This window comes from Luteimonas marina (genome assembly GCF_007859325.1).
GTDB classification, from domain to species: domain Bacteria; phylum Pseudomonadota; class Gammaproteobacteria; order Xanthomonadales; family Xanthomonadaceae; genus Luteimonas; species Luteimonas marina.
In genome coordinates this window covers 95,106-113,169 of record NZ_VOHK01000007.1, presented here as the reverse complement: position 1 = coordinate 113,169, position 18,064 = coordinate 95,106, and the positions used below count along the sequence as shown (strand labels likewise).

The following is an 18,064-nucleotide window of genomic DNA, read 5'->3' as shown; positions in this document are numbered from 1 at the left end:
CTCAGTCGCGACGACTCGCCAGCAGGCTGCCCGCATACAGCGCCGCAAGCAGCAGCGTCAACCCGCCCCAGAACGTCGAATAGAACGCGAGATGGGTGTTGAACGGGAACACCGTGACCGCGAGCGCCAGCATCGCCGGTCGTGCGCGCTCGCGCGCCGGTGCGTCCGCGAAGCGCCATGCGCGCCAGGCCAGCGCCGCGCCGGCCAGCCACAGCAGCAGGCCGATGCCGCCGGTTTCGCTGAGGATCTCGAGCACGATCTGGTGCGCGTGGAACGCCGGCCCCTGCCCCCATGCCGCGAGTTCGCCCGCTTCCGGATCGCAGTCGGCGAAGGCGCGGCGGAACCCGCGCGCGCCGACGCCGTTGACCGGATGCTCGCGCGCCATGCACGCGGCCGCGCCCCAGATGCGCGCGCGACCGGACAGCGCGGTATCGACGCCGGCGGCGTCCTCGGCGGTCCACGCCTGCGCGGTCAACACCACCCGCTGCTGCACCTGCGGCGACACGAACGACAGCGCCACCAGCGACAGGGCGCCGGCCGCGAACACCAGCAGCAGCTTCTTCCAGCCCAGCAGGCTCCAGCCGCTGAACAGCAGCACCAGCGCGAAGGTGATCCACGACGCGCGCGAGCCGGCGAACAGCACCACGGTGCCGACCAGCATCGCCGCGACGATCCAGCCGGTGCTGCCGAAGCGGCGCCCGGCGTAGTACAGCGCGAACGGCGACAGGCTCGCCAGCACCACGCCGAGCTTGCGGTTGCACGGCCCGAGCACGCCGCCCAGCCGATCCAGGCCCGCGGCCTGCTCGGCCGTGCACATCGGCCGCCCGCTGATCGCCTGCTTGAGCGCGTCGATGCTCCAGAACAGCGGACTGGTGCCGGTGACGACCTGGGCCAGCGCATCGATCGTCCAGATCCCGACGATCACCGCCAGCCCGGCGAAGGTGAGCTGCCGGCCGCGCGGATTCGCCACCGCCGAGGCCGCCAGCCACAGGAAGGGCAGGTAGCGCAGGTCGACCAGCGATTCGCGGAAGGCGCGGCCGTGGTCGACCGCGTCGATCGACGAGACCAGCTGCGGCAGCCAGTAGGCGCAGAACAGCACGCTGGTCAGCGCCCAGGCCTGCAGGCTGAGCAGGCGCATGCCGCCGCGGAAGCGCCCCCATACCAGGTACACGATCGCGGCCAGCGCGCCCAGCACCATCACGCCCTCGGCGTAGCCGGGCGCCGGCCACAGCGCGACGAAGGCCAGCACCCAGTGCGGCGCCCAGCGCCAGCCGGCGGGCGCGGCGTCAGCGGTGGCGGGCGGCGGCGTGATCGTCGCGGAGTTCGTCATAGACCGACAGCGTGGCGTCCTGCATCGCCTGCAAGGTAAACGGAATGGTATCGGGAAGCGACGGCGGGCGGGTGAGCGCCGCCCTCGCCGCCCGATGCAGCGCCCCGGCGTCGAACGGCGCCACCGCGCCCGCGGGCTGCAGCGCGCGCAGCAGTTCGCCGACGCCGCCGTGGTCCCAGCCCACGACCGGGCGCCCGACCGACAGCGCCTCGATCACCGTGCGCCCGAAGGATTCGGGCTTGCGCGAGAGCTGCAGCACCAGGTCGCTGGCGGCGTAGGCCCCGGCGATGGCCGAGATCGGCGGCGTGATCGCGAGGACGCCGTCGACGCCGACTTCCAGTGCCAGCCGTTCGAGCTCGGCTGCGTACGCCTCGCGCCCGTCCTGCACCGCACCGGGCATCCACAGCCGCGCGTCGAGGCCGTCCGCGCGCAGGGCGGCGAGCAGCGCAATGGCGTCGCCGTGGCCCTTGAGTCGCGTCCCGCGCCCGGGCAGCAGCAGCAGCGGGCCTTCGCCGGCGAGCGCCGGATGCAGGGCGGCGACGCGCTCGCGCGCCGCGCGATCGGGCGCGGGCGCGCGCGGGAAGTCGGCCGGATCGATCCCGCGCGGGATCACCCGCAGCCGCTCCGGATCGGTGCGCGGATAGTGGAGCAGCACGTAGTCGCGCACCGTGTCCGACACGCAGACCACGCGCTCGCCGCGCGCCATGATCGCGCTGTAGCGCGAAGGCGAATTCAGGCCGTGCACGGTGGTGACGAACCGCGGCCGGCCCGCTTCCGGCATCCCGCGCAGCGCACGCCAGCCCAGCCAGGCCGGCAGCCGCGAGCGCGCGTGCACGATATCGACGCCTTCGCGCGCGAACAGCGCGCGCAGCACGCGCACGTGCCGCAGCACGGCGAGCGACTTGCGGCCGATGTCGAGCTCCACGTGTTCGGCGCCGCTGGCCCGCAGCCGCGGCAGCAGCCGCCCGCCGGCGGAGACGACGATGGCACGATGCCCGGCACGCACCAGTGCGTCGGCGATCTCGAGGGTGGAGCGTTCGACGCCGCCGGACTCCAGCGCCGGCAGCAGCTGCACCACGGTCAGCGGGCGCGGCACGCGGGATGCCGCCCCGGCCTCAGTCGACCAGGACGAAGTGCGCGCCGCAGTACGGGCAATCGGCTTCGCCGCCGTCGGCCTCGATCGGCAGGTACACGCGCGGATGCGAATTCCACAGCCCCATCGACGGCAGCGGGCAGCTCAGTGGCAGGTCATCGCGACGCACCTCGTAGCGGGTTCGCGCGTTGGCTTGCGTGGGCTGGGGCTGGGGCTGGGTGGCGGTCATGGCGGCGGCGTGTGGTTGCAACGGACGCATTCTACTACCGCGGAGGGGTTGGGATCGGCCAACAGCCGGCAAGTGCCCAAACCCCCGTCATTCCCGCGAAGGCGGGAACCCAGTGTCGTTGCTTCTTCCCTGCCAAGGCACAGCGCTCGCTACGGCGAGCCTGAAAAGCCAAAGACGCTGGGTTCCCGCCTTCGCGGGAATGACGAGTGTTGGGAATGCCCTGCCAACCCCTACGGCGGCAGGTCGAACAGCAGCACGTCGGCGACGTCGTCGCCGGCGCCGGTCAGCCGCAGGCTGCCCTGCTCCCCGGACATGCCGAGCGCGTCGCCGGCCGAGAGCGCGCCGCCATCCGCGCTCACCGCGCCCTGGACCACGTGCAGCCAGTACAGCCGCGCGGGATCGAGCGCGTGCTCGACCGACACGTCCCGCGCCAGCCGCACGCCGCGCATCCAGGCCTGCTGGCGGATCGCGAGGCTGCCGTCGCCGCCGTCGGGCGAGGCCAGCGTGGCCCAGCGGCCTTCGCGCTGCAGCGGGTCGAACGCGCGCTGGTCGTAGTCCGGCGGCGCGTTCACGCGGTCGGGCATGATCCAGATCTGCAGGAAGTGCACCGGCACGCCATCGCCGCCGTTGTACTCGCTGTGCTCGATGCCGCTGCCCGCGCTCATCCACTGCACTTCGCCCGGCCGCAGCACGCCGCTGCTGCCGGTGCTGTCGCGGTGCGCGAGCGCGCCGCTGATGACGTAGCTGAGGATCTCCATGTTCGCGTGCCGGTGCGGCGGGAAGCCGCCGCCCGGCGCCACGCGATCCTCGTTGATCACGCGCAGCGGCCCGAACCCCATCCATTTCGGCTCGTGGTAGTGGCCGAACGAGAACGTGTGCCGGCTGCCGAGCCAGCCGGCGTCGACGTGCCCGCGCTCGCCGGAGGGTCGGACGATGCGCATCGCCCGGGCTCAGCCCGCGGCGTCGGCTTCGGGCGCCGCCACCGATGCCTCGGTGGTGATGCGCAGCTGCACCTCGTCGCTGACGTTCGGCGCGTAGGCGCCCACGCCGAAGTCGCTGCGCTTGATCGTGGTGGTGGCGTCGAAGCCGGCGGTCGCGCGCTTGAGCATCGGGTGCTCGCCGAAGCGGTTGATCGTCACGTCCAGCACCACCGGATGGGTGTTGTCCTTGATCGTGAGGTCGCCGGTGACCTTCAGGCGGTTGCCGCCGGCGGATTCGACCGATGTGCTCCTGAACGTCGCGACCGGGAACTTCGCCGCGTCGAAGAAGTCGGCGCTGGACAGGTGCTCGTTGAAATCGGTGGCGAACGAGACCAGGCCCGACAGCGGCAGCGTCACTTCCACCGACGAGGCGCCGACGTTGTCGGCGTCGTAGACGATCGTGCCCTCGACCTGGCCGAAGTTGGCGACCGGGTTGGAGAAGCCGAAGTGGTTCCACTGCGCGACGACGTTGGTGTGGTTCGGATCGATGACGTAGGTGCCGGACACGCCTTCGATCGGGGCCTCGGCGGGCGCGGTCGCTTCCGGCGCGGCGGGCGCGGCCTCGACGGCGGCTGCCGGCGGCTCGGCCGGCTTGCAGGCGGCGATGGCCAGCGTCAGTGCGAACGGGAGCAGCAGGAGTTTGGTAGCGTGCTTCATGGTCGTTGCCTCTTGAATGCGGGTGGGTTGGGTCACTCCGGCGCGGATTCGGCCTGCGCCTCGGTGGTGATGCGGATCTTCACTTCGTCGCTGACCGCGGGCGCGCCGCGGCCCAGTCCGAATTCGCTGCGCAGCACCGTGGTGGTGGCATCGAATCCGATGGTCGGCCGGTTGTTGCGCGGGTGCGGGCCGGCCTTGTTCAGCGCCACGTCCAGCACCACCGGGCGCGTGGCGTCCTTGATCGTGAGCTCGCCCGACACCTTCAGCCTGCCCTCGCCCGCCGCTTCCACCGCCGTGCTGCGGAAGGTGGCGACCGGGAATGTCTCGACCTCGAAGAAGTCGGCGTTGCGCAGGTGTTCGTCGAAGCGCGCGACGTGCGAGTTCAGGCCCGACAGCGGGATCCTGACCTCGACCGACGAGGCCGACACGTCGTCGGCGTCGTACACGATCGTGCCCTCGACCTGGCCGAAGTGCGCGGTCGGGTTGGAGAAGCCCAGGTGGTTCCACTGCGCGATCACGTCGGTGTGGGTCGCGTCGATCGTGTAGGTCAACGGCGCCGCGGCGGCGGACGTGGCGAGCGCGCCCAGCGCGAGTCCGAATGCGAGGCGGGTCAGGGATCGTGGCATGGAAGCTCCTTGCGGGACGGGGGCGGGACGAAGGGTCGTGGACAGGCTCATTCGATGCGCGCGGCTTCGTCGAACGACAGCCGCGGCGAGCGCGGGAAGATCGCCGACGCATCGCCCTTGCCGAGGTTGACCAGCACGTTCGACTTGATCGACGTGCCCTTGAAGAAGGCCTCGTCGACCTTGTCGGTGTCGAAGCCCGACATCGGCCCGGTATCGAGCCCCAGCGAGCGCGCGGCCAGGATCAGGTAGGCCGCCTGCATGCTGGAGCCGCGCAGCGCAACGCGATACAGCCGCTCCTCCGGCGAACCCTCGAACCACGACTTCGCGTCCACGTGCGGGAACAGCACCGGCAGCTTGTCGTAGAACGCCATGTCGTAGCCGACGATCACCGTCACCGGCGCCGTCAGCGTCTTCTTGTAGTTGCCCTCGCTCAGCGCCGGGCCCAGCTTCTCCTTCGCCTCGCGCGACTTCACGAACACGAACCGCGCCGGGCAGGAGTTGGCCTCGGTCGGGCCGAGCTTCACCAGGTCGTAGAGCCGGCGCAGCGTGGCGTCGTCGATCTCGCCGGAGAACGCGTTGTGGGTGCGGGCGGTGCGGAACACCTGGTCGAGCGCGGCATCGGACAGCGTGTCGGTCATCGGACGTCCTCGGCGGGAAGGGAAGGCGGAAAGCGTGCAGTGTAGAGTTCCATGAACGACGTTCAGCCGCGGTCACCGGAACGGATGATTACAAATTTGGAACGAGCCGGCGCCGCGGGCATCGATTCCCCCCAAATCTGGTCACTCAGCGACGGCCGCGCCGGCAACGCGCGGCAGGCCGACGCGCTGGCCGACGCCCTCGGCGGCGCGGTGCGCACGCTGTCGCTCGCGCCGCGCGCGCCCTGGCGCTGGTTCGCGCCCCGGGCGCTGCCGGCGGCGGGCCACGCCTTCGGCGCCGGATTCGCCGACGCGCTCGCCGCCCCGCCCGCGCTCGCCATCGGCTGCGGCCGGCAGGCGGCGCTGGCGACCCGGCTGCTGCGCGCGCGCGGCGCCGCGGCCGTGCAGATCCTCGACCCGCGCATCGACCCCACACACTGGGACCTCGTGGTCGCCCCCGAGCACGACGGCCTGGCCGGCGACAACGTCGTCACCCTGCTCGGCAGCCTCAACCCCGTCGACGACGCCTGGCTGCAGCGCGCGCGCGACGCCTTCGCCGCGTTCGCCGACCTGCCCTCGCCGCGCATCGCCCTGCTCGTCGGCGGCCCCACCGCGCAGGCCCCCTACGACGGCGCCGGCTTCGATGCGCTCTGCGCGCGGATCGAAGCGATGCGTACGCAAGCCGGCGGCAGCGTCCTGGCCACCACCTCGCGCCGCACGCCGCCCGGCATCGTCGATGCCCTGCGACGCCACTTCGCCCGCACGCCCGGCCTTGCCTGGTGCGGACCGGACGACGGCCCCAATCCCTACCCTGGCCTGCTGGCCTGGGCCGACCGCATCGTCTGCACGCCCGACTCGGTCAACATGGTGTCCGAAGCCTGCGCCACCCGCGCGCCGGTCCACGTCTTCAACCTTGAGCGCGCGCGCGCGCGGCCGCGAAGATTCCTCGATGCACTGCTGGCGCGTGGGCGCATCGGCGGAATGGATGACGAACCCGCCGCGATCACTCCGCTGCGCGAGACTGCGCGCGTTGCGGAAGCTGTTCGCGTGAAGCTGGGAGTCTTTCGGGACTGAGCGACACCTGTCGTATCGTCATTGCGGTTCCCCGCTGCGCACGGTTCTGGAAAAATTCGAGTCACTCCAAGTGGATTCGGATGGTCGTGGGTTGGTCATTTCATACAACCCAGCTGTTTCGGAAGTATCGATTGTGGACAAGCAACTGCTCCTTTATCGAAAGTACGCGACCGTCAAGTGGCCCTGGGAGGACATGATTAAGGAATGCAATTCTGATGAGTCATTCGTTGGGGGCTAACAATTCATTCAAGCCGACGCCGCTTCGCGGCGCGGCTTAATTCAGGCGTTACTTGCAATCAACATGAAACTCAGTGATCTCGAGAAATCGGCACTACAGCTCAACGCTCTCTACGAACAGCTCGAGATCAAGAAGTATGGGCGTGCCTGGACCACGGAAGAGCTTGCGCTTGGCTTCATGGGAGACGTCGGCGACTTGGCAAAGCTGATCCAGGCGAACGCCGGCATCCGGGAGATCGACGACTGCAAGGCGAAGCTCGGCCATGAACTGTCGGACTGCCTGTGGTCGATCATTGTCCTTGCGAACAAGTGCGGCATCGACCTGGAAGCGGAGTTCGTCAGGAACACCCGGGAACTTGTCGACTACGTCTCCAGCGAGTTGGACAAATAACCCGGGCGCTTGCCGCACGGGGACGCTTGCGGACTCGCCGCGGAGCGGGCCCAATGGGGATTGCAGATTCCTCCATGTCCCTGCCACCTCCCGGATCCCTCGATGCAACATCTCGCCTACCTGTTCTCCGATCCCGTGCTCGCGGGCGTCGCGATCCTCGTGCTGGGTGGCGCCGCCCTCGTGCGGTTCAGTGGGTCGAAGCCGCTGGAGTTGCGCGTGCGAATCCTGCGCGGCATCTGGATCGCGGCGTTCGTGACGCTGGCGATGTGGGGCATGCAGCAGGAGCGGAACGTGGCCGAGGGCAGCACGACGCCGAGCGCGGAAGCGCCGGCCGGCGTCACGAGCAAAGGGACGACGCGCTACGTGTCGGAGGCGCAGGCGTTTCGCCATGCGGCGGTGCTGTGGGTGGTGCTCGGCGCGGGGCTGACGTTCGCTCTGGTGGAGATGCTGGTGCTGCGGCGACAGTCGCGGGACTGAGCCGGTACGGCTGGATGCAGGAGCAGCTTCAGCGCGGCGGCGCGGCGAGTTCGCGGGCGTCGAGGAAGCCGTCGCGGTTGGCGTCCTGGCGCTGGAAGCGTTCGGCCAGTCGCGCGAGGTGGTCGCCGCGGGTGATCGGCTTGCCCTTGCCGCCCGGCTGTTCGTCCGGGGTCAGCACGCCGTCGCGGTTGCGGTCCATGCCGTCGAAGGCGTAGCTCATCCAGTCCTGGTATTCGGCCAGCGAAACGCGGCCGTCGCCGTCGGCGTCCATCTTCGCGAGGTATTCGCCGGTCCGGGTGACCTGGGTGAAGGCGATCGCGGGCAGGAGCAGGAGGAGGATGGTCAGCAAGCGCATGTGGGGAGTTTAGCGGCTGGGTGCCCCCCCACCCGGCGCTTCGCGCCGACCTCCCCCGCAAGCGGGGGAGGTATATGCGCGCCGACCTGTGCCGGCGGGCGATGAGTGCGGGGTAACGCCGCCTCAGGCGTGGGCCGACTGCAGCGAATAGCCCTTCAGGCGCGCCGAGTATTCCTGCAGCGCGCGGATGCCGCTGGCCTCGGCCTCGCGGCACCAGGCCTGCAGGTTGTGCAGGGCGTCGCTGGCGTTGCTGGTGCGTGCCTCGAGGACGGCGGCGAGGCTGCGACGGTATTCGACCACGGTGCGGATGCGCGGGCGCTGCGAGATCCACTGCTGCATCTGTTCGCGCGCTTCCGGGCTGAGCCAGCGGCCGTCGTCGACCAGGCCCTTGCGCAGCTTGCGCGGCAGCAGCGAGCGCAGTTTCGCGCCGGCGGCCTGCGCTTCCTCGCGCAGCGCCGGCATCAGCACGTTGCGCTGGTAGTCGGTCATCGCCTGGAAGCGGTGCGCGAGCAGCGCCTTCATGGTGTCGGTGTCGGGCGCCTGGATGTTGGGGCGCACGTCCAGCGAAGGCGCGACGCGCAGCACCTTGGCCAGGCGCAGCGTCTGCAGGCCCTTGATCGCGGCCCAGCCGATGTCGAACTCCCACTTGCGCAGCGCGAACTTGGCCGAGCTCGGGAAGGCGTGGTGGTTGTTGTGCAGTTCCTCGCCGCCGATCCACACGCCCCACGGGGTGAGGTTGGTGGCGGTGTCGGTGGTCTCGAAGTTGCGGTAGCCCCACCAGTGGCCGAGGCCGTTGACCACGCCCGCGGCCCAGAACGGGATCCACGCCATCTGGATCGCCCAGATCGCGACGCCGGCGAAGCCGAACAGCGCGAAGCTGGCGAACAGCAGCACGACCGGGCCCATCGTTGCGTACGGCGTGTAGAGGTGGCGCTCGATCCAGTCGTCGGGCGCGCCCTTGCCGTACTGCTCGATGTCGGCGCGCATCGCGCGGGCCTCGCGGTACAGCTCGACGCCGCGCCAGAACACGGTCTTGATGCCCTTGTGCATGGGGCTGTGCGGGTCGTCCTCGGTCTCGCACTTCGCGTGGTGCTTGCGGTGGATCGCCACCCACTCGCGGGTGATCATCGAGGTGGTCAGCCACGTCCAGAAGCGGAAGAAGTGCGCCAGCAGCGGATGGAAATCGACGCCGCGGTGCGCCTGGCTGCGGTGCAGGTAGAGCGTGACCGAGAAGATGGTCAGCTGGGTCGCGACCAGAAAGTAAAGCGCGAGCGACCAGAAGCCGAACTGCAGCAGGCCGCCGGCGAGGAAATCGATCAGGGACGCGGGCATGACGATGTCAACGTGGTGTGAACCCGGTCATGATGGGGCCGGTGCCGCACGAAGGCCACCCCTGCGCCCGCGTATGGTGTGCAGCCGATTCATCCCCATGTCCTGCCGATGACCGTCGACCGTCCCGCCGCGCCGCCCCCCCTGATCGAACTCGACGCCGCCAGCGTGCTCCGCGGCGGCGCCCGGCCGGCGCTGGACGGCGTGAACCTGCGCCTGCCGCAGGGCCGGCACACGGCGATCCTCGGGCCCAACGGCTGCGGCAAGTCGACCTTCATCCAGCTGATCACGCGGCAGCTGTATCCGATGGCGCACGCCGATGGCCGGCCGGCCGTGCGGATCCTCGGCGAACACCTGTGGGACGTGCGCGCGATCCGCTCGCGGCTGGGGATCGTGACCGGGGCGATGCACGACGACCTGGCCTCGCTGCCTGAACTGGCCGTCGAGGACGTGGTGCTGGGCGCCTTCGACGCGCGGCTGGCGCCGCTGCCGGAAGACGAGGTGTCCGGAGAGAAACTGGCGCAGGCGCAGGCCGCGCTCGCGCGGGCCGACGGTGCGCACCTGACCGGCCGCATGTACGCCACCCTGTCCACCGGCGAAGCCAGGCGCGTGCTGCTGGCGCGCGCGCTGGTGCACGCGCCGATGGCGCTGCTGCTGGACGAGCCGGCGGCGGGGCTGGACGTGGTCGCCCGCGACCACCTGCTACGGACCCTGCGGCGGCTCGCGCACGAGGGCGTGACCCTGGTGCTGGTGACCCACCACGCCGAGGAGCTGGTGCCGGAGATCGGCCACGTGGTGCTGCTGCGCGAGGGGCGCGTGGTGGCCGACGCACCGCGCGCGCAGGCGCTGGTTCCGGACCTGCTGTCGCGCACCTTCGGCGCCCCGCTGCGCCTGGTCGACGGCGATCCCCCTGCCTTCGTGCTCGAAGGGACCAGCGACGATGCCTGAGCTGCCCGAAGTCGAAACCACCCGCGCCGGCCTCGCCCCGCACGTCGAGGGCCGCCGCGTGCGCGCGGTGACCTTGCGCCGGCCGGACCTGCGCTGGCCGATCCCGCCCGAGATTTCCGCAACCCTGCCGGGCCAGCGCATCGACGCCGTGCGCCGCCGCGCCAAGTACCTGCTGCTCGACACCGCCGCCGGCAGCGCGCTGCTGCACCTGGGCATGTCCGGCAGCCTGCGCGTGCTGCCGGCGGACACGCCGCTGCGCGACCACGACCACGTCGACCTCGTGCTCGATGGCGGCGGGCCCGACTCGAAGCGCGTGCTGCGCTTCAACGATCCGCGCCGCTTCGGCTGCCTGCTGTGGCAGCCGACCGGCGAGACCCACGCGCTGCTGCGCGGCCTCGGCCCCGAGCCGCTGTCGGACGACTTCGACGGCGATTACCTGTTCGCGCGCAGCCGCGGGCGCAGCGCGCCGGTGAAGGCCTTCCTGATGGACCAGCGGATCGTGGTCGGGGTCGGCAACATCTACGTCGCCGAGGCGCTGTTCGCCGCCGGCGTCTCGCCGCTGCGGGCGGCGGGCAAGGTCTCGCGGGAACGCTACGCCGCGCTCGCCGCCGAAATCCGTCGCATCCTCGGCCACGCCATCGCCCGCGGCGGGACCACCCTGCGCGATTTCATTTCCCCGGACGGGGCGCCCGGCTATTTCGAGCAGGAGCTGTCGGCCTACGGCCGCGGCGGCGAGCCCTGCCCGCGCTGCGGCCGGCCGCTGAAGCAGGCCGCCATCGCCCAGCGCGCCACCGTCTGGTGCGGCGGCTGCCAGCGCTGACCGCCGCCCGGCCTTCCGGCGCCGACCGCGCGGCTTCGCGGTATAGTCCTTAAGTTGACCGGGGAATTCCTTGATCCATGGCCGATAGCGCCGACATCACCCTCTGGCTGGACGCCGCCCGCGGCGGCGACCGCGGCGCGCTCGACCAGGTCCTGGCGACGCTGTACCAGGAGCTGCACTCCATGGCCCGGCGGCAGTTGTCGGGCCAGATGGGGCAGACGCTGGACGCCACCGCCCTGGTGCACGAGGCCTACCTGAAGCTGATCGGCCGGCGCGAGATCCAGTTCGACGACCGCGCCCACTTCTTCGCCTACGCCGCCTCGGCGATGCGCAGCGTGGTGGTCGACTACGCCCGCCAGCGGCTGGCGCAGAAGCGCGGCGGCGACCTGCACCGCGTCACCGACCTGCCGCACGACATCGAGGGCGGCCTGCGCCTGGACGAGGACATGCTGGCGCTGGACGTGGCCCTGAACCGGCTGGCCGCGGTCGACGAGAAGCTGGCGCACGTGGTGGAGCTGCGCTATTTCGGCGGCCTGTCGGAAGCCGAGATCGCCACCCTGCTCGGCCGCTCCGACCGCAGCATCCGCCGCGACTGGCAGAAGGCGCGGATGTTCCTGCTGGCGTCGCTGCAGGACACGTGACCGGGGAACGCGGCGTCATGGGGGGCAAGCGCCGAAGCGGGACTTTTCGGGCAATCGAATTTCAGCGCGGGGACTCCGCCCGTATTCCATATACCTCCTCCTCGCTTTTCCTTCCCCCGCCTTCGGGGGAAGGTGCCGAAGGCGGATGGGGGCGCGCCGAAGGCGCGGAAAATTGCTTCATCCACCCCTTAGCTGGAGTCCTTCTTCCGCGCCAGGGAAGGCACGGGGGCGACGTGAGCTTCTTCGATCATTGCATCGGCGGCCTCGCCCCCACCCCTTGCCCTCCCCCGCTTTGCGGGGGAGGGGGAGTGATCGTCACGCTGCGCGCGACACGTTAGCTCTATGGACGCCGAACGCTGGCAACGCCTCTCCCCGCTGCTCGACGCCTTGCTCGAGCTCGACGAGGCGGCGCGCGCCAGCAGCCTCGCCTCGCTGCGCGAGGAAGACCCGCAGCTTGCCGACGACCTCGAGGAACTGCTCGCGCTGGAGGCCGTCAGCGAGGACTTCCTCGCCGAGCCGCTGATCGCGCCGCACCCGGGCGTGCAGGCCGGCGCCACCATCGGCCCCTACGAACTCGAGCGCATGCTCGGCGAAGGCGGCATGGGCCAGGTCTGGCTGGCGCGCCGCGCCGACGGCCTGTACCAGCGGCGCGTGGCGCTGAAGCTGCTGCGCCCGGGCCTGGCCGATCCCAACCTGCGCCTGCGCTTCACCCGCGAGCGGCAGATCCTGGCGCGGCTGGAGCATCCGCACATCGCGCGCCTGCTCGACGCCGGCATCAGCAGCGACAACCAGCCCTACCTCGCGCTGGAGTTCGTCGAGGGCGAACCGATCACCGACTGGTGCCGCGCGCGCGAGCCCGGCGTCGAGACCCGCGTGCGCCTGTTCCTGCAGGTCTGCGAGGCGGTCAGCCACGCCCACACCAACCTGATCGTGCACCGCGACCTCAAGCCGTCGAACATCCTGGTCACGCCGCTCGACGACGTGCGCCTGCTCGACTTCGGCATCGCCAAGCTGCTCGACACGCCCGAGCAGTCGCTCGACCACACCCGCACCGGCCTGCGCACCTTCACCCTGCACTACGCCGCGCCCGAGCAGATCCGCGGCGAGCCGGTCACGACCATGACCGACGTGTACTCGATGGGCGTGGTGCTGTTCGAGATCCTCGCCGGGCGCAAGCCCTACCAGCTCAAGCGGCCGAGCGACGCGCAGTGGGAGGACGCGATCCTCAACGTCGATCCGCAGCGGCCGTCGCAGGTCCTGCAGCGCGACACCGACGGCGGCGGCGCGGCGGCGCGCAGGCGCGCGCGCGACATCGCCGGCGACCTCGACAACATCGTGCTCAAGGCGCTGTCGAAGAAGCCCGAGCACCGCTATCCGTCGGTCGAGGCGCTGGCGCTGGACCTGCAGCGCTGGCTCGACGGCAAGCCGGTGCACGCGCGGCCGCAGAGCATGTCCTACCGCATCCGCAAGTACGTGCGCCGGCACCGCTGGGCGCTGTCGACCGCGGCGGCGGTGTCGCTGGTGCTGGTCAGCGCGCTCGGCATCGTCGCCTGGCAGGCGCGGCAGGCGGTGCAGGAATCGGCGCGCGCGCAGGCGATGCAGAACTTCGTCGTCGGCCTGTTCGAAACCGCCGGCGACGTGCCCGCCGGCGCCTCGGTCGACGTGCGCCAGCTGCTCGACGGCGGCGAGCGCCGCATCGACCAGGAACTGGCGCACCAGCCGGTCGCCCGCGCCGAACTGCTGGGCGTGGTCGCGCGCCTGCGCGCGGGACTGGGCGACTACGACGCGGCGCTGGCGCTGCTGCAGCGCCAGGCCGCGCTGGTGGACGCGCTCGACAGCGTCCCGCCCAGTCTGCGCCTGCAGTCGACCACCGACCTGGGCCGCGTGCTGCGCCTGAAGGGCGATATCGACGGCTGCCTGGCGCGCATGCGGCCGGTGCTGGCGCTGGCCCGGCGCAGCGAGAACCGCCTGCCGCTGCCGGTGTCCGCGTTCTACTCGCAGCTGGGCCGCTGCCAGGCCTCCGCGCGCCGGCTCGACGAAGCCCGCGTGCTGTACCTGCGCTCGCTGGCGCTGCGCCGCGACCCGCTGAAGGACGATCCGGGCATCGTCGAGAACCTCGCCGACCTGGCGGCCCTGCACGCCACCGCCGGCAATACCGCGCGCGCGCTGAGCGAAACGCGGGCCGCGCTGGCGCTGCTGCGCAGCAGTTCGGGTGAGCGGCACCCGCAGGCGATCGACCTGCTGCGCTCGCTGTGCTCGCTCGAGCGCGAGTCGAGCGACACCGCCGCCGCCGAACGCGACTGCAGCCAGGCGCTGGCGCTGGCGATGAGCCTGCGCGGCATGCACCACCACGCCACGATCGACGCGCGCCGGCAGCTGGCGGCGGTGCACGTCGACCAGGGGCGCCTGGCCGAGGCCGAGGCCGAGTTCCGCGACACGCTGTCGTGGATGGTGGTGCGGCTGGGCGAACGCCACGTCGACGTGGCGCGCAGCCACAACAGCATCGGCATCGTCGCCTGGGAGCGCGGCGACGCCGAGGCCGCGCTGCGCGACCTGGAAACGGCGGTGGACATCTGGCGCGAGCACCGCAGCGAGACCCTGCTGGCCGGCGGCCTGTTCAACCGCGCCATGGTGCTGCACAGCGTCGGCCGCGACGACGAGGCGCTGCCGCTGCTGCAGGAATCGCTGGCGCTGCGGCGCAAGGCCTTCGGCGAGCGCCATGGCCTGGCCGGCGACACGCTGCGCCTGATCGGCGAGGTCGAGGCCGACCTTGGCCGCGACACCGCCTCATCCGCGCTGCGCGAGGCGCAGGCGCTCACCCGCGGCCACTACGGCGCGCAGCATTCGCATACGCGCCGGGCGGAAATCTCGCTGGCCCGGTACCAAGCCCTGCACGGCGATCCCGCTGCGCTCACCCGGCTCGACGCGCTGGCCGAACTGCCGCAGCAGGAGACGGAACTGCGCAAGGCCGGCTGGCTGGCGCGCGCCTACGCCGCCGACGTGCGCTGCCGCACGCCGTCAGAGCGCAGCCTGGCGCTGGCCAGCCTGCAGGCGCTCGCCGCGCAGGTGGAGCAGGCGCAGCCGGAAGGCGGCGCGCTGCCGCGCGAGATCATGGCCCTGCGCGAGGACTGCGTCGCCGGTCGCAGCGGTGAGCGTGGATCAGATTCCGGACCGACGGATAGCCTGTAGGAGCGGCTTCAGCCGCGATCCAACCGGCTCCGTAGAACGCCCGGTCGCGGCTGAAACCGCTCCTGCAAGGCGCCCTGTTCCGCGATCCCGACACTCGTTCCGCCGCTCAAACGTCATCCCGGCGAAAGCCGGGATCCATCTTGATCCTGATTGTCGCTTTCCGCAGAAATAACGCAGATCAACCGCAAAAATGGATCCCGGCTTTCGCCGGGATGACGAGCCCTTGGGCTGCAAGGCTGAAAGTGGTTGACTCGAAAACGCCCTAATCCAACGGCAACGGCGGCTGCAGCAGCTCGATCCGCCCCTCCCCGCGCGAAATCCGCTTGAACTCGGCGCGGCTCACCGACACGTAGCGCTCGTTGCCGCCGATCTCGACCTGCGGCCCCTCGTGCACCGCATAGCCCTTGTCGTCGACGCGCACGGTCATCGTCGCCTTGCTGCCGCTGTGGCAGATGGTCTTGATCTCGCTCAGTTCGTCCGCCCAGGCCAGCAGGTACTGGCTGCCCTCGAACAACTCGCCGCGGAAATCCGTGCGCAGGCCGTAGCACAGCACCGGCACGCGCAGCGCGTCGACCACTTCTCCCAGCTGCCAGACCTGCCCCTTGGTCAGGAACTGCGCCTCGTCCACCAGCACGCAATCGAGCTTGCCACGCACCTCGATGTCGCGTGCGACCAGCGCCTGCAGGTCGTCGCCGCGTTCGAAGGCAACGCCCTCGGCCTGCAATCCGATCCGCGACGCCACCGTGCCGCTGCCGGCGCGATGATCCAGGCGCGGGGTGAGGATCAGCGTGCGCATGCCGCGCTCGCGGTAGTTGTGCGCCGACTGCAGCAGGGTCGTGGTCTTCCCGGCGTTCATCGCCGAGTAGTAGAAGTAGAGCTTGGCCATGGCGCCAGTTTATCGATCCGCCCCGGGGATTGTGGGAGCGCCTTCAGGCGCGATTGCCTGGCGGGGACGTGGATCCTGGCCGCGGCTGAAGCCGCTCCTACGGGGGCGGGACGGATCAATGCGGTCCCTGCGGCCTGTAGAATGACGCCGCTCCGCCATCGTCGTCCGCATGTCCCTCAACCCCCAACAACGCGCCGCCGTCGCGCACTGCGACGGCCCCCTGCTCGTGCTCGCCGGCGCCGGCAGCGGCAAGACGCGGGTGATCGTCGAGAAGATCGCGCACCTGATCCAGTCGGGCCGCTATCCGGCCAAACGCATCGCCGCGATCACCTTCACCAACAAGGCGGCCAGGGAGATGCGCGAGCGCGTGGCGCGGCGCATCCGCGGCGACGCCGCCGACGGCCTGACCATCTGCACCTTCCATGCGCTGGGGCTGAAGATCCTGCAGGTCGAGCACGAGAAGGCCGGCCTGCGCCGCGGCTTCTCGATCTTCGACAGCGACGACACCCTGGCCCAGCTCAAGGACCTGATGCCGGGCGCGAAGCCCGATGCGGTGCAGGCGATGCAGTCGCTGGTATCGAACATCAAGAATGCGGGGCATTCGCCGGACGAGGCGCAGGCCATCGCGCGCAGCGCGCGCGAGCACGAGGCCGCCTCGCTGTACGCGCGCTACCAGAAGCGCCTGTCCGCGTTCAACGCGGTCGACCTCGACGATCTGATCCGGCTGCCGGTACAACTGCTGGAAGGCGACGGGGACGCCATCGCCGGCTGGCGCGAGCGCATCGGCTACCTGCTGGTGGACGAGTGCCAGGACACCAACGACGCGCAGTACCGCCTGCTCAAGGCGCTGGCCGGGCCGAAGGCGAACTTCACCTGCGTGGGCGACGACGACCAGAGCATCTACGCCTGGCGCGGCGCCAATCCCGAGAACCTCGTCCAGCTCGGCCAGGACTACCCGGCGCTGGAGGTGGTGAAGCTGGAGCAGAACTACCGCTGCTCCAACCGCGTGCTGCGCGCGGCCAACGCGCTGATCGCGAACAACCCGCACGAGCATCCGAAGACGCTGTGGAGCGCGCAGGCCGACGGCGAGCGCATCCGCGTCTGGGAATGCCGCGACGCCGCGCACGAGGCCGAGCGCGTCGCCGGCGAGATCCATTTCCTGCACACCGCGCGCGAAGCGCCGTGGAACGAGTTCTGCGTGCTGTTCCGCGGCAACCACCAGTCGCGCGCGCTGGAAAAGGCGATGCAGCTGCTGCGCATCCCCTACCACCTGTCCGGCGGCACCGCCTTCCTCGACCGCGGCGAAGTGAAGGACGCGCTGTCGTGGCTGCGCCTGGTCGCCAATCCCGACGACGACGCCGCATTCCTGCGCGCGGTGCAGTCGCCCAGCCGCGGCGTCGGCGCCACCACGCTGGCGAAGCTGGCCGAGATGGCGCAGCACGCGCACCTGCCGCTGTCGCGCGCCGCCGAATCGATGGGCCTGCTCAAGCAGCTACAGCCGCGCGCCGCCAACGCCCTCGGCGCGTTCACCGACATCGTGCGCGGGCTGCGCGCAGACGCCGCCCGCCTGCCCTCCTCGGAGCTGGTGCGCAGGCTCAACGAGAAGTCGGGCCTGCTCGCCGCGCTGCGCGAGCAGTGCAAGACCGAGGAGCTGTTCCGCATCCGCCGCGGCAACCTCGACGAACTGGCCGACTGGTTCGAGGGTGCGCGCGGCGCGGGACCCGGCGAACTCGCCGCGCAACTTGCCCTGCTCTCGCACGCCGACAAGGGCGACCCCGGCGACCAGGTGCGGCTGATGAGCCTGCACGCCGCCAAGGGTCTGGAGTTCCGCTACGTGTTCATCGTCGGCATGGACGACAACACCCTGCCGCACGAGGCCAGCCTCGACGAAGGCCGGCTCGACGAGGAACGCCGCCTGCTCTACGTCGGCATCACCCGCGCCAAGGAGCAGCTGTGGCTGTCCTACTCGCTGGAAGCGCAGCGCTGGGGCGCGAAGCTGCGGCTCGCGCCGAGCCGGTTCTTCGAGGAGTTGCCTGCCGCCGAGCTGCAGCGCGACGGCGCCGACCCGGTGGCCGATGCCGCGCGCAAGCAGGAACGCGCAACGGCGGGATTCGCCTCGATCCGCGCGCTGCTGGGCGACTGATTCCGAGCGCGGCACGCGAGCGGG

18 protein-coding genes are annotated in these 18,064 nt (G+C 70.9%); 8 read left to right on the top strand and 10 right to left on the bottom strand.

Going from position 1 to position 18,064, the window contains the following annotated elements:
- Position 1: 1 nt before the first annotated feature.
- The 7 genes from FQY83_RS15725 to FQY83_RS15695 form a co-directional block, all read right to left on the bottom strand.
- Complete coding sequence (locus FQY83_RS15725; protein ID WP_146388928.1) at positions 2–1,330, bottom strand: O-antigen ligase family protein; 1,329 nt, start codon at positions 1,328–1,330, stop codon at positions 2–4.
- A complete protein-coding gene (locus tag FQY83_RS15720; protein ID WP_146388927.1) occupies positions 1,287–2,426 on the bottom strand; it encodes a glycosyltransferase in 1,140 nt (379 codons plus the stop codon). The genes FQY83_RS15725 and FQY83_RS15720 overlap by 44 nt, the downstream gene beginning before the upstream one ends.
- A 19-nt stretch (positions 2,427–2,445) precedes the next feature.
- A complete protein-coding gene (locus tag FQY83_RS15715) occupies positions 2,446–2,652 on the bottom strand; it encodes a zinc-finger domain-containing protein (RefSeq protein WP_146388972.1) in 207 nt (68 codons plus the stop codon).
- A 230-nt stretch (positions 2,653–2,882) separates the two neighbouring features.
- Complete coding sequence (locus tag FQY83_RS15710) at positions 2,883–3,593, bottom strand: pirin family protein (protein ID WP_146388926.1); 711 nt, start codon at positions 3,591–3,593, stop codon at positions 2,883–2,885.
- 9 nt (positions 3,594–3,602) lie between these two features.
- Positions 3,603–4,289 (bottom strand): YceI family protein, encoded by a 687-nt coding sequence (locus tag FQY83_RS15705; RefSeq protein ID WP_146388925.1) that lies wholly within the window; start codon positions 4,287–4,289, stop codon positions 3,603–3,605.
- Positions 4,290–4,321: 32 nt separating this feature from the next.
- The gene (locus FQY83_RS15700; protein ID WP_238333525.1) at positions 4,322–4,915 is read right to left on the bottom strand and encodes a YceI family protein; all 594 of its coding nucleotides are present in this window, start codon (positions 4,913–4,915) and stop codon (positions 4,322–4,324) included.
- A 47-nt stretch (positions 4,916–4,962) separates the two neighbouring features.
- Complete coding sequence (locus FQY83_RS15695; protein WP_146388923.1) at positions 4,963–5,553, bottom strand: malonic semialdehyde reductase; 591 nt, start codon at positions 5,551–5,553, stop codon at positions 4,963–4,965.
- A 96-nt stretch (positions 5,554–5,649) separates the two neighbouring features.
- Between FQY83_RS15695 and FQY83_RS15690 the strand changes: the two genes are divergently transcribed.
- The 3 genes from FQY83_RS15690 to FQY83_RS15680 all read left to right on the top strand — a co-directional run bounded on the left by FQY83_RS15690 (position 5,650) and on the right by FQY83_RS15680 (position 7,729).
- A complete protein-coding gene (locus tag FQY83_RS15690; protein ID WP_238333524.1) occupies positions 5,650–6,624 on the top strand; it encodes a mitochondrial fission ELM1 family protein in 975 nt (324 codons plus the stop codon).
- Between the two features lie 301 nt (positions 6,625–6,925).
- Positions 6,926–7,252 carry a nucleoside triphosphate pyrophosphohydrolase family protein gene (locus FQY83_RS15685; RefSeq protein ID WP_146388921.1) on the top strand — a complete coding sequence of 109 codons (327 nt, stop codon included), beginning with the start codon at positions 6,926–6,928 and terminating at the stop codon, positions 7,250–7,252.
- 102 nt (positions 7,253–7,354) lie between these two features.
- Positions 7,355–7,729 carry a hypothetical protein gene (locus FQY83_RS15680; protein ID WP_146388920.1) on the top strand — a complete coding sequence of 125 codons (375 nt, stop codon included), beginning with the start codon at positions 7,355–7,357 and terminating at the stop codon, positions 7,727–7,729.
- 28 nt (positions 7,730–7,757) lie between these two features.
- Here FQY83_RS15680 and FQY83_RS15675 read toward each other — a convergent pair whose 3' ends face one another.
- Together FQY83_RS15675 and FQY83_RS15670 are read right to left on the bottom strand one after the other, a co-directional pair.
- Positions 7,758–8,084, bottom strand: a complete 327-nt coding sequence (locus FQY83_RS15675; protein ID WP_146388919.1) for an EF-hand domain-containing protein — start codon at positions 8,082–8,084, stop codon at positions 7,758–7,760.
- A gap of 123 nt (positions 8,085–8,207) precedes the next feature.
- The gene (locus FQY83_RS15670; protein WP_146388918.1) at positions 8,208–9,416 is read right to left on the bottom strand and encodes a DesA family fatty acid desaturase; all 1,209 of its coding nucleotides are present in this window, start codon (positions 9,414–9,416) and stop codon (positions 8,208–8,210) included.
- A gap of 108 nt (positions 9,417–9,524) precedes the next feature.
- Here FQY83_RS15670 and FQY83_RS15665 point away from each other — a divergent pair, with 108 nt between their 5' ends.
- The 4 genes from FQY83_RS15665 (at position 9,525) to FQY83_RS15650 (ending at position 15,011) form a co-directional block, all read left to right on the top strand.
- A complete protein-coding gene (locus FQY83_RS15665; RefSeq protein ID WP_146388917.1) occupies positions 9,525–10,361 on the top strand; it encodes an ABC transporter ATP-binding protein in 837 nt (278 codons plus the stop codon).
- Positions 10,354–11,181, top strand: coding sequence for a bifunctional DNA-formamidopyrimidine glycosylase/DNA-(apurinic or apyrimidinic site) lyase (gene mutM / locus FQY83_RS15660; RefSeq protein ID WP_146388916.1), 828 nt, complete (start codon positions 10,354–10,356; stop codon positions 11,179–11,181). Before FQY83_RS15665 ends, mutM begins: the two co-directional genes overlap by 8 nt.
- 77 nt (positions 11,182–11,258) lie before the next feature.
- Entirely contained in the window at positions 11,259–11,822 is a 564-nt protein-coding gene (locus tag FQY83_RS15655; protein ID WP_146388915.1) for an ECF-type sigma factor, read from the top strand.
- Positions 11,823–12,164: 342 nt separating this feature from the next.
- The gene (locus FQY83_RS15650; RefSeq protein ID WP_146388914.1) at positions 12,165–15,011 is read left to right on the top strand and encodes a serine/threonine-protein kinase; all 2,847 of its coding nucleotides are present in this window, start codon (positions 12,165–12,167) and stop codon (positions 15,009–15,011) included.
- A gap of 262 nt (positions 15,012–15,273) precedes the next feature.
- On the opposite strand, the gene FQY83_RS15645 is transcribed toward FQY83_RS15650, so the two are convergent.
- Entirely contained in the window at positions 15,274–15,897 is a 624-nt protein-coding gene (locus FQY83_RS15645; protein ID WP_146388913.1) for a thymidine kinase, read from the bottom strand.
- 169 nt (positions 15,898–16,066) lie between these two features.
- Between FQY83_RS15645 and FQY83_RS15640 the strand changes: the two genes are divergently transcribed.
- On the top strand, positions 16,067–18,040 hold the full coding sequence (locus FQY83_RS15640; RefSeq protein ID WP_146388912.1) for a UvrD-helicase domain-containing protein: 1,974 nt from the start codon (positions 16,067–16,069) through the stop codon (positions 18,038–18,040).
- Positions 18,041–18,064 lie beyond the last annotated feature (24 nt).

Coding starts and splice junctions, on each gene's coding strand:
- FQY83_RS15685 (WP_146388921.1), top strand. CDS start 6,926: ATGAAACTCAGTGATCTCGAGAAATCGGCACTACAGCTCAACGCTCTC.
- FQY83_RS15655 (WP_146388915.1), top strand. CDS start 11,259: ATGGCCGATAGCGCCGACATCACCCTCTGGCTGGACGCCGCCCGCGGC.
- FQY83_RS15715 (WP_146388972.1), bottom strand. CDS start 2,652: ATGACCGCCACCCAGCCCCAGCCCCAGCCCACGCAAGCCAACGCGCGA.
- FQY83_RS15640 (WP_146388912.1), top strand. CDS start 16,067: ATGTCCCTCAACCCCCAACAACGCGCCGCCGTCGCGCACTGCGACGGC.
- FQY83_RS15705 (WP_146388925.1), bottom strand. CDS start 4,289: ATGAAGCACGCTACCAAACTCCTGCTGCTCCCGTTCGCACTGACGCTG.
- mutM (WP_146388916.1), top strand. CDS start 10,354: ATGCCTGAGCTGCCCGAAGTCGAAACCACCCGCGCCGGCCTCGCCCCG.
- FQY83_RS15695 (WP_146388923.1), bottom strand. CDS start 5,553: ATGACCGACACGCTGTCCGATGCCGCGCTCGACCAGGTGTTCCGCACC.
- FQY83_RS15665 (WP_146388917.1), top strand. CDS start 9,525: ATGACCGTCGACCGTCCCGCCGCGCCGCCCCCCCTGATCGAACTCGAC.
- FQY83_RS15650 (WP_146388914.1), top strand. CDS start 12,165: ATGGACGCCGAACGCTGGCAACGCCTCTCCCCGCTGCTCGACGCCTTG.
- FQY83_RS15670 (WP_146388918.1), bottom strand. CDS start 9,416: ATGCCCGCGTCCCTGATCGATTTCCTCGCCGGCGGCCTGCTGCAGTTC.
- FQY83_RS15675 (WP_146388919.1), bottom strand. CDS start 8,084: ATGCGCTTGCTGACCATCCTCCTCCTGCTCCTGCCCGCGATCGCCTTC.
- FQY83_RS15725 (WP_146388928.1), bottom strand. CDS start 1,330: ATGACGAACTCCGCGACGATCACGCCGCCGCCCGCCACCGCTGACGCC.
- FQY83_RS15710 (WP_146388926.1), bottom strand. CDS start 3,593: ATGCGCATCGTCCGACCCTCCGGCGAGCGCGGGCACGTCGACGCCGGC.
- FQY83_RS15645 (WP_146388913.1), bottom strand. CDS start 15,897: ATGGCCAAGCTCTACTTCTACTACTCGGCGATGAACGCCGGGAAGACC.
- FQY83_RS15680 (WP_146388920.1), top strand. CDS start 7,355: ATGCAACATCTCGCCTACCTGTTCTCCGATCCCGTGCTCGCGGGCGTC.
- FQY83_RS15700 (WP_238333525.1), bottom strand. CDS start 4,915: ATGCCACGATCCCTGACCCGCCTCGCATTCGGACTCGCGCTGGGCGCG.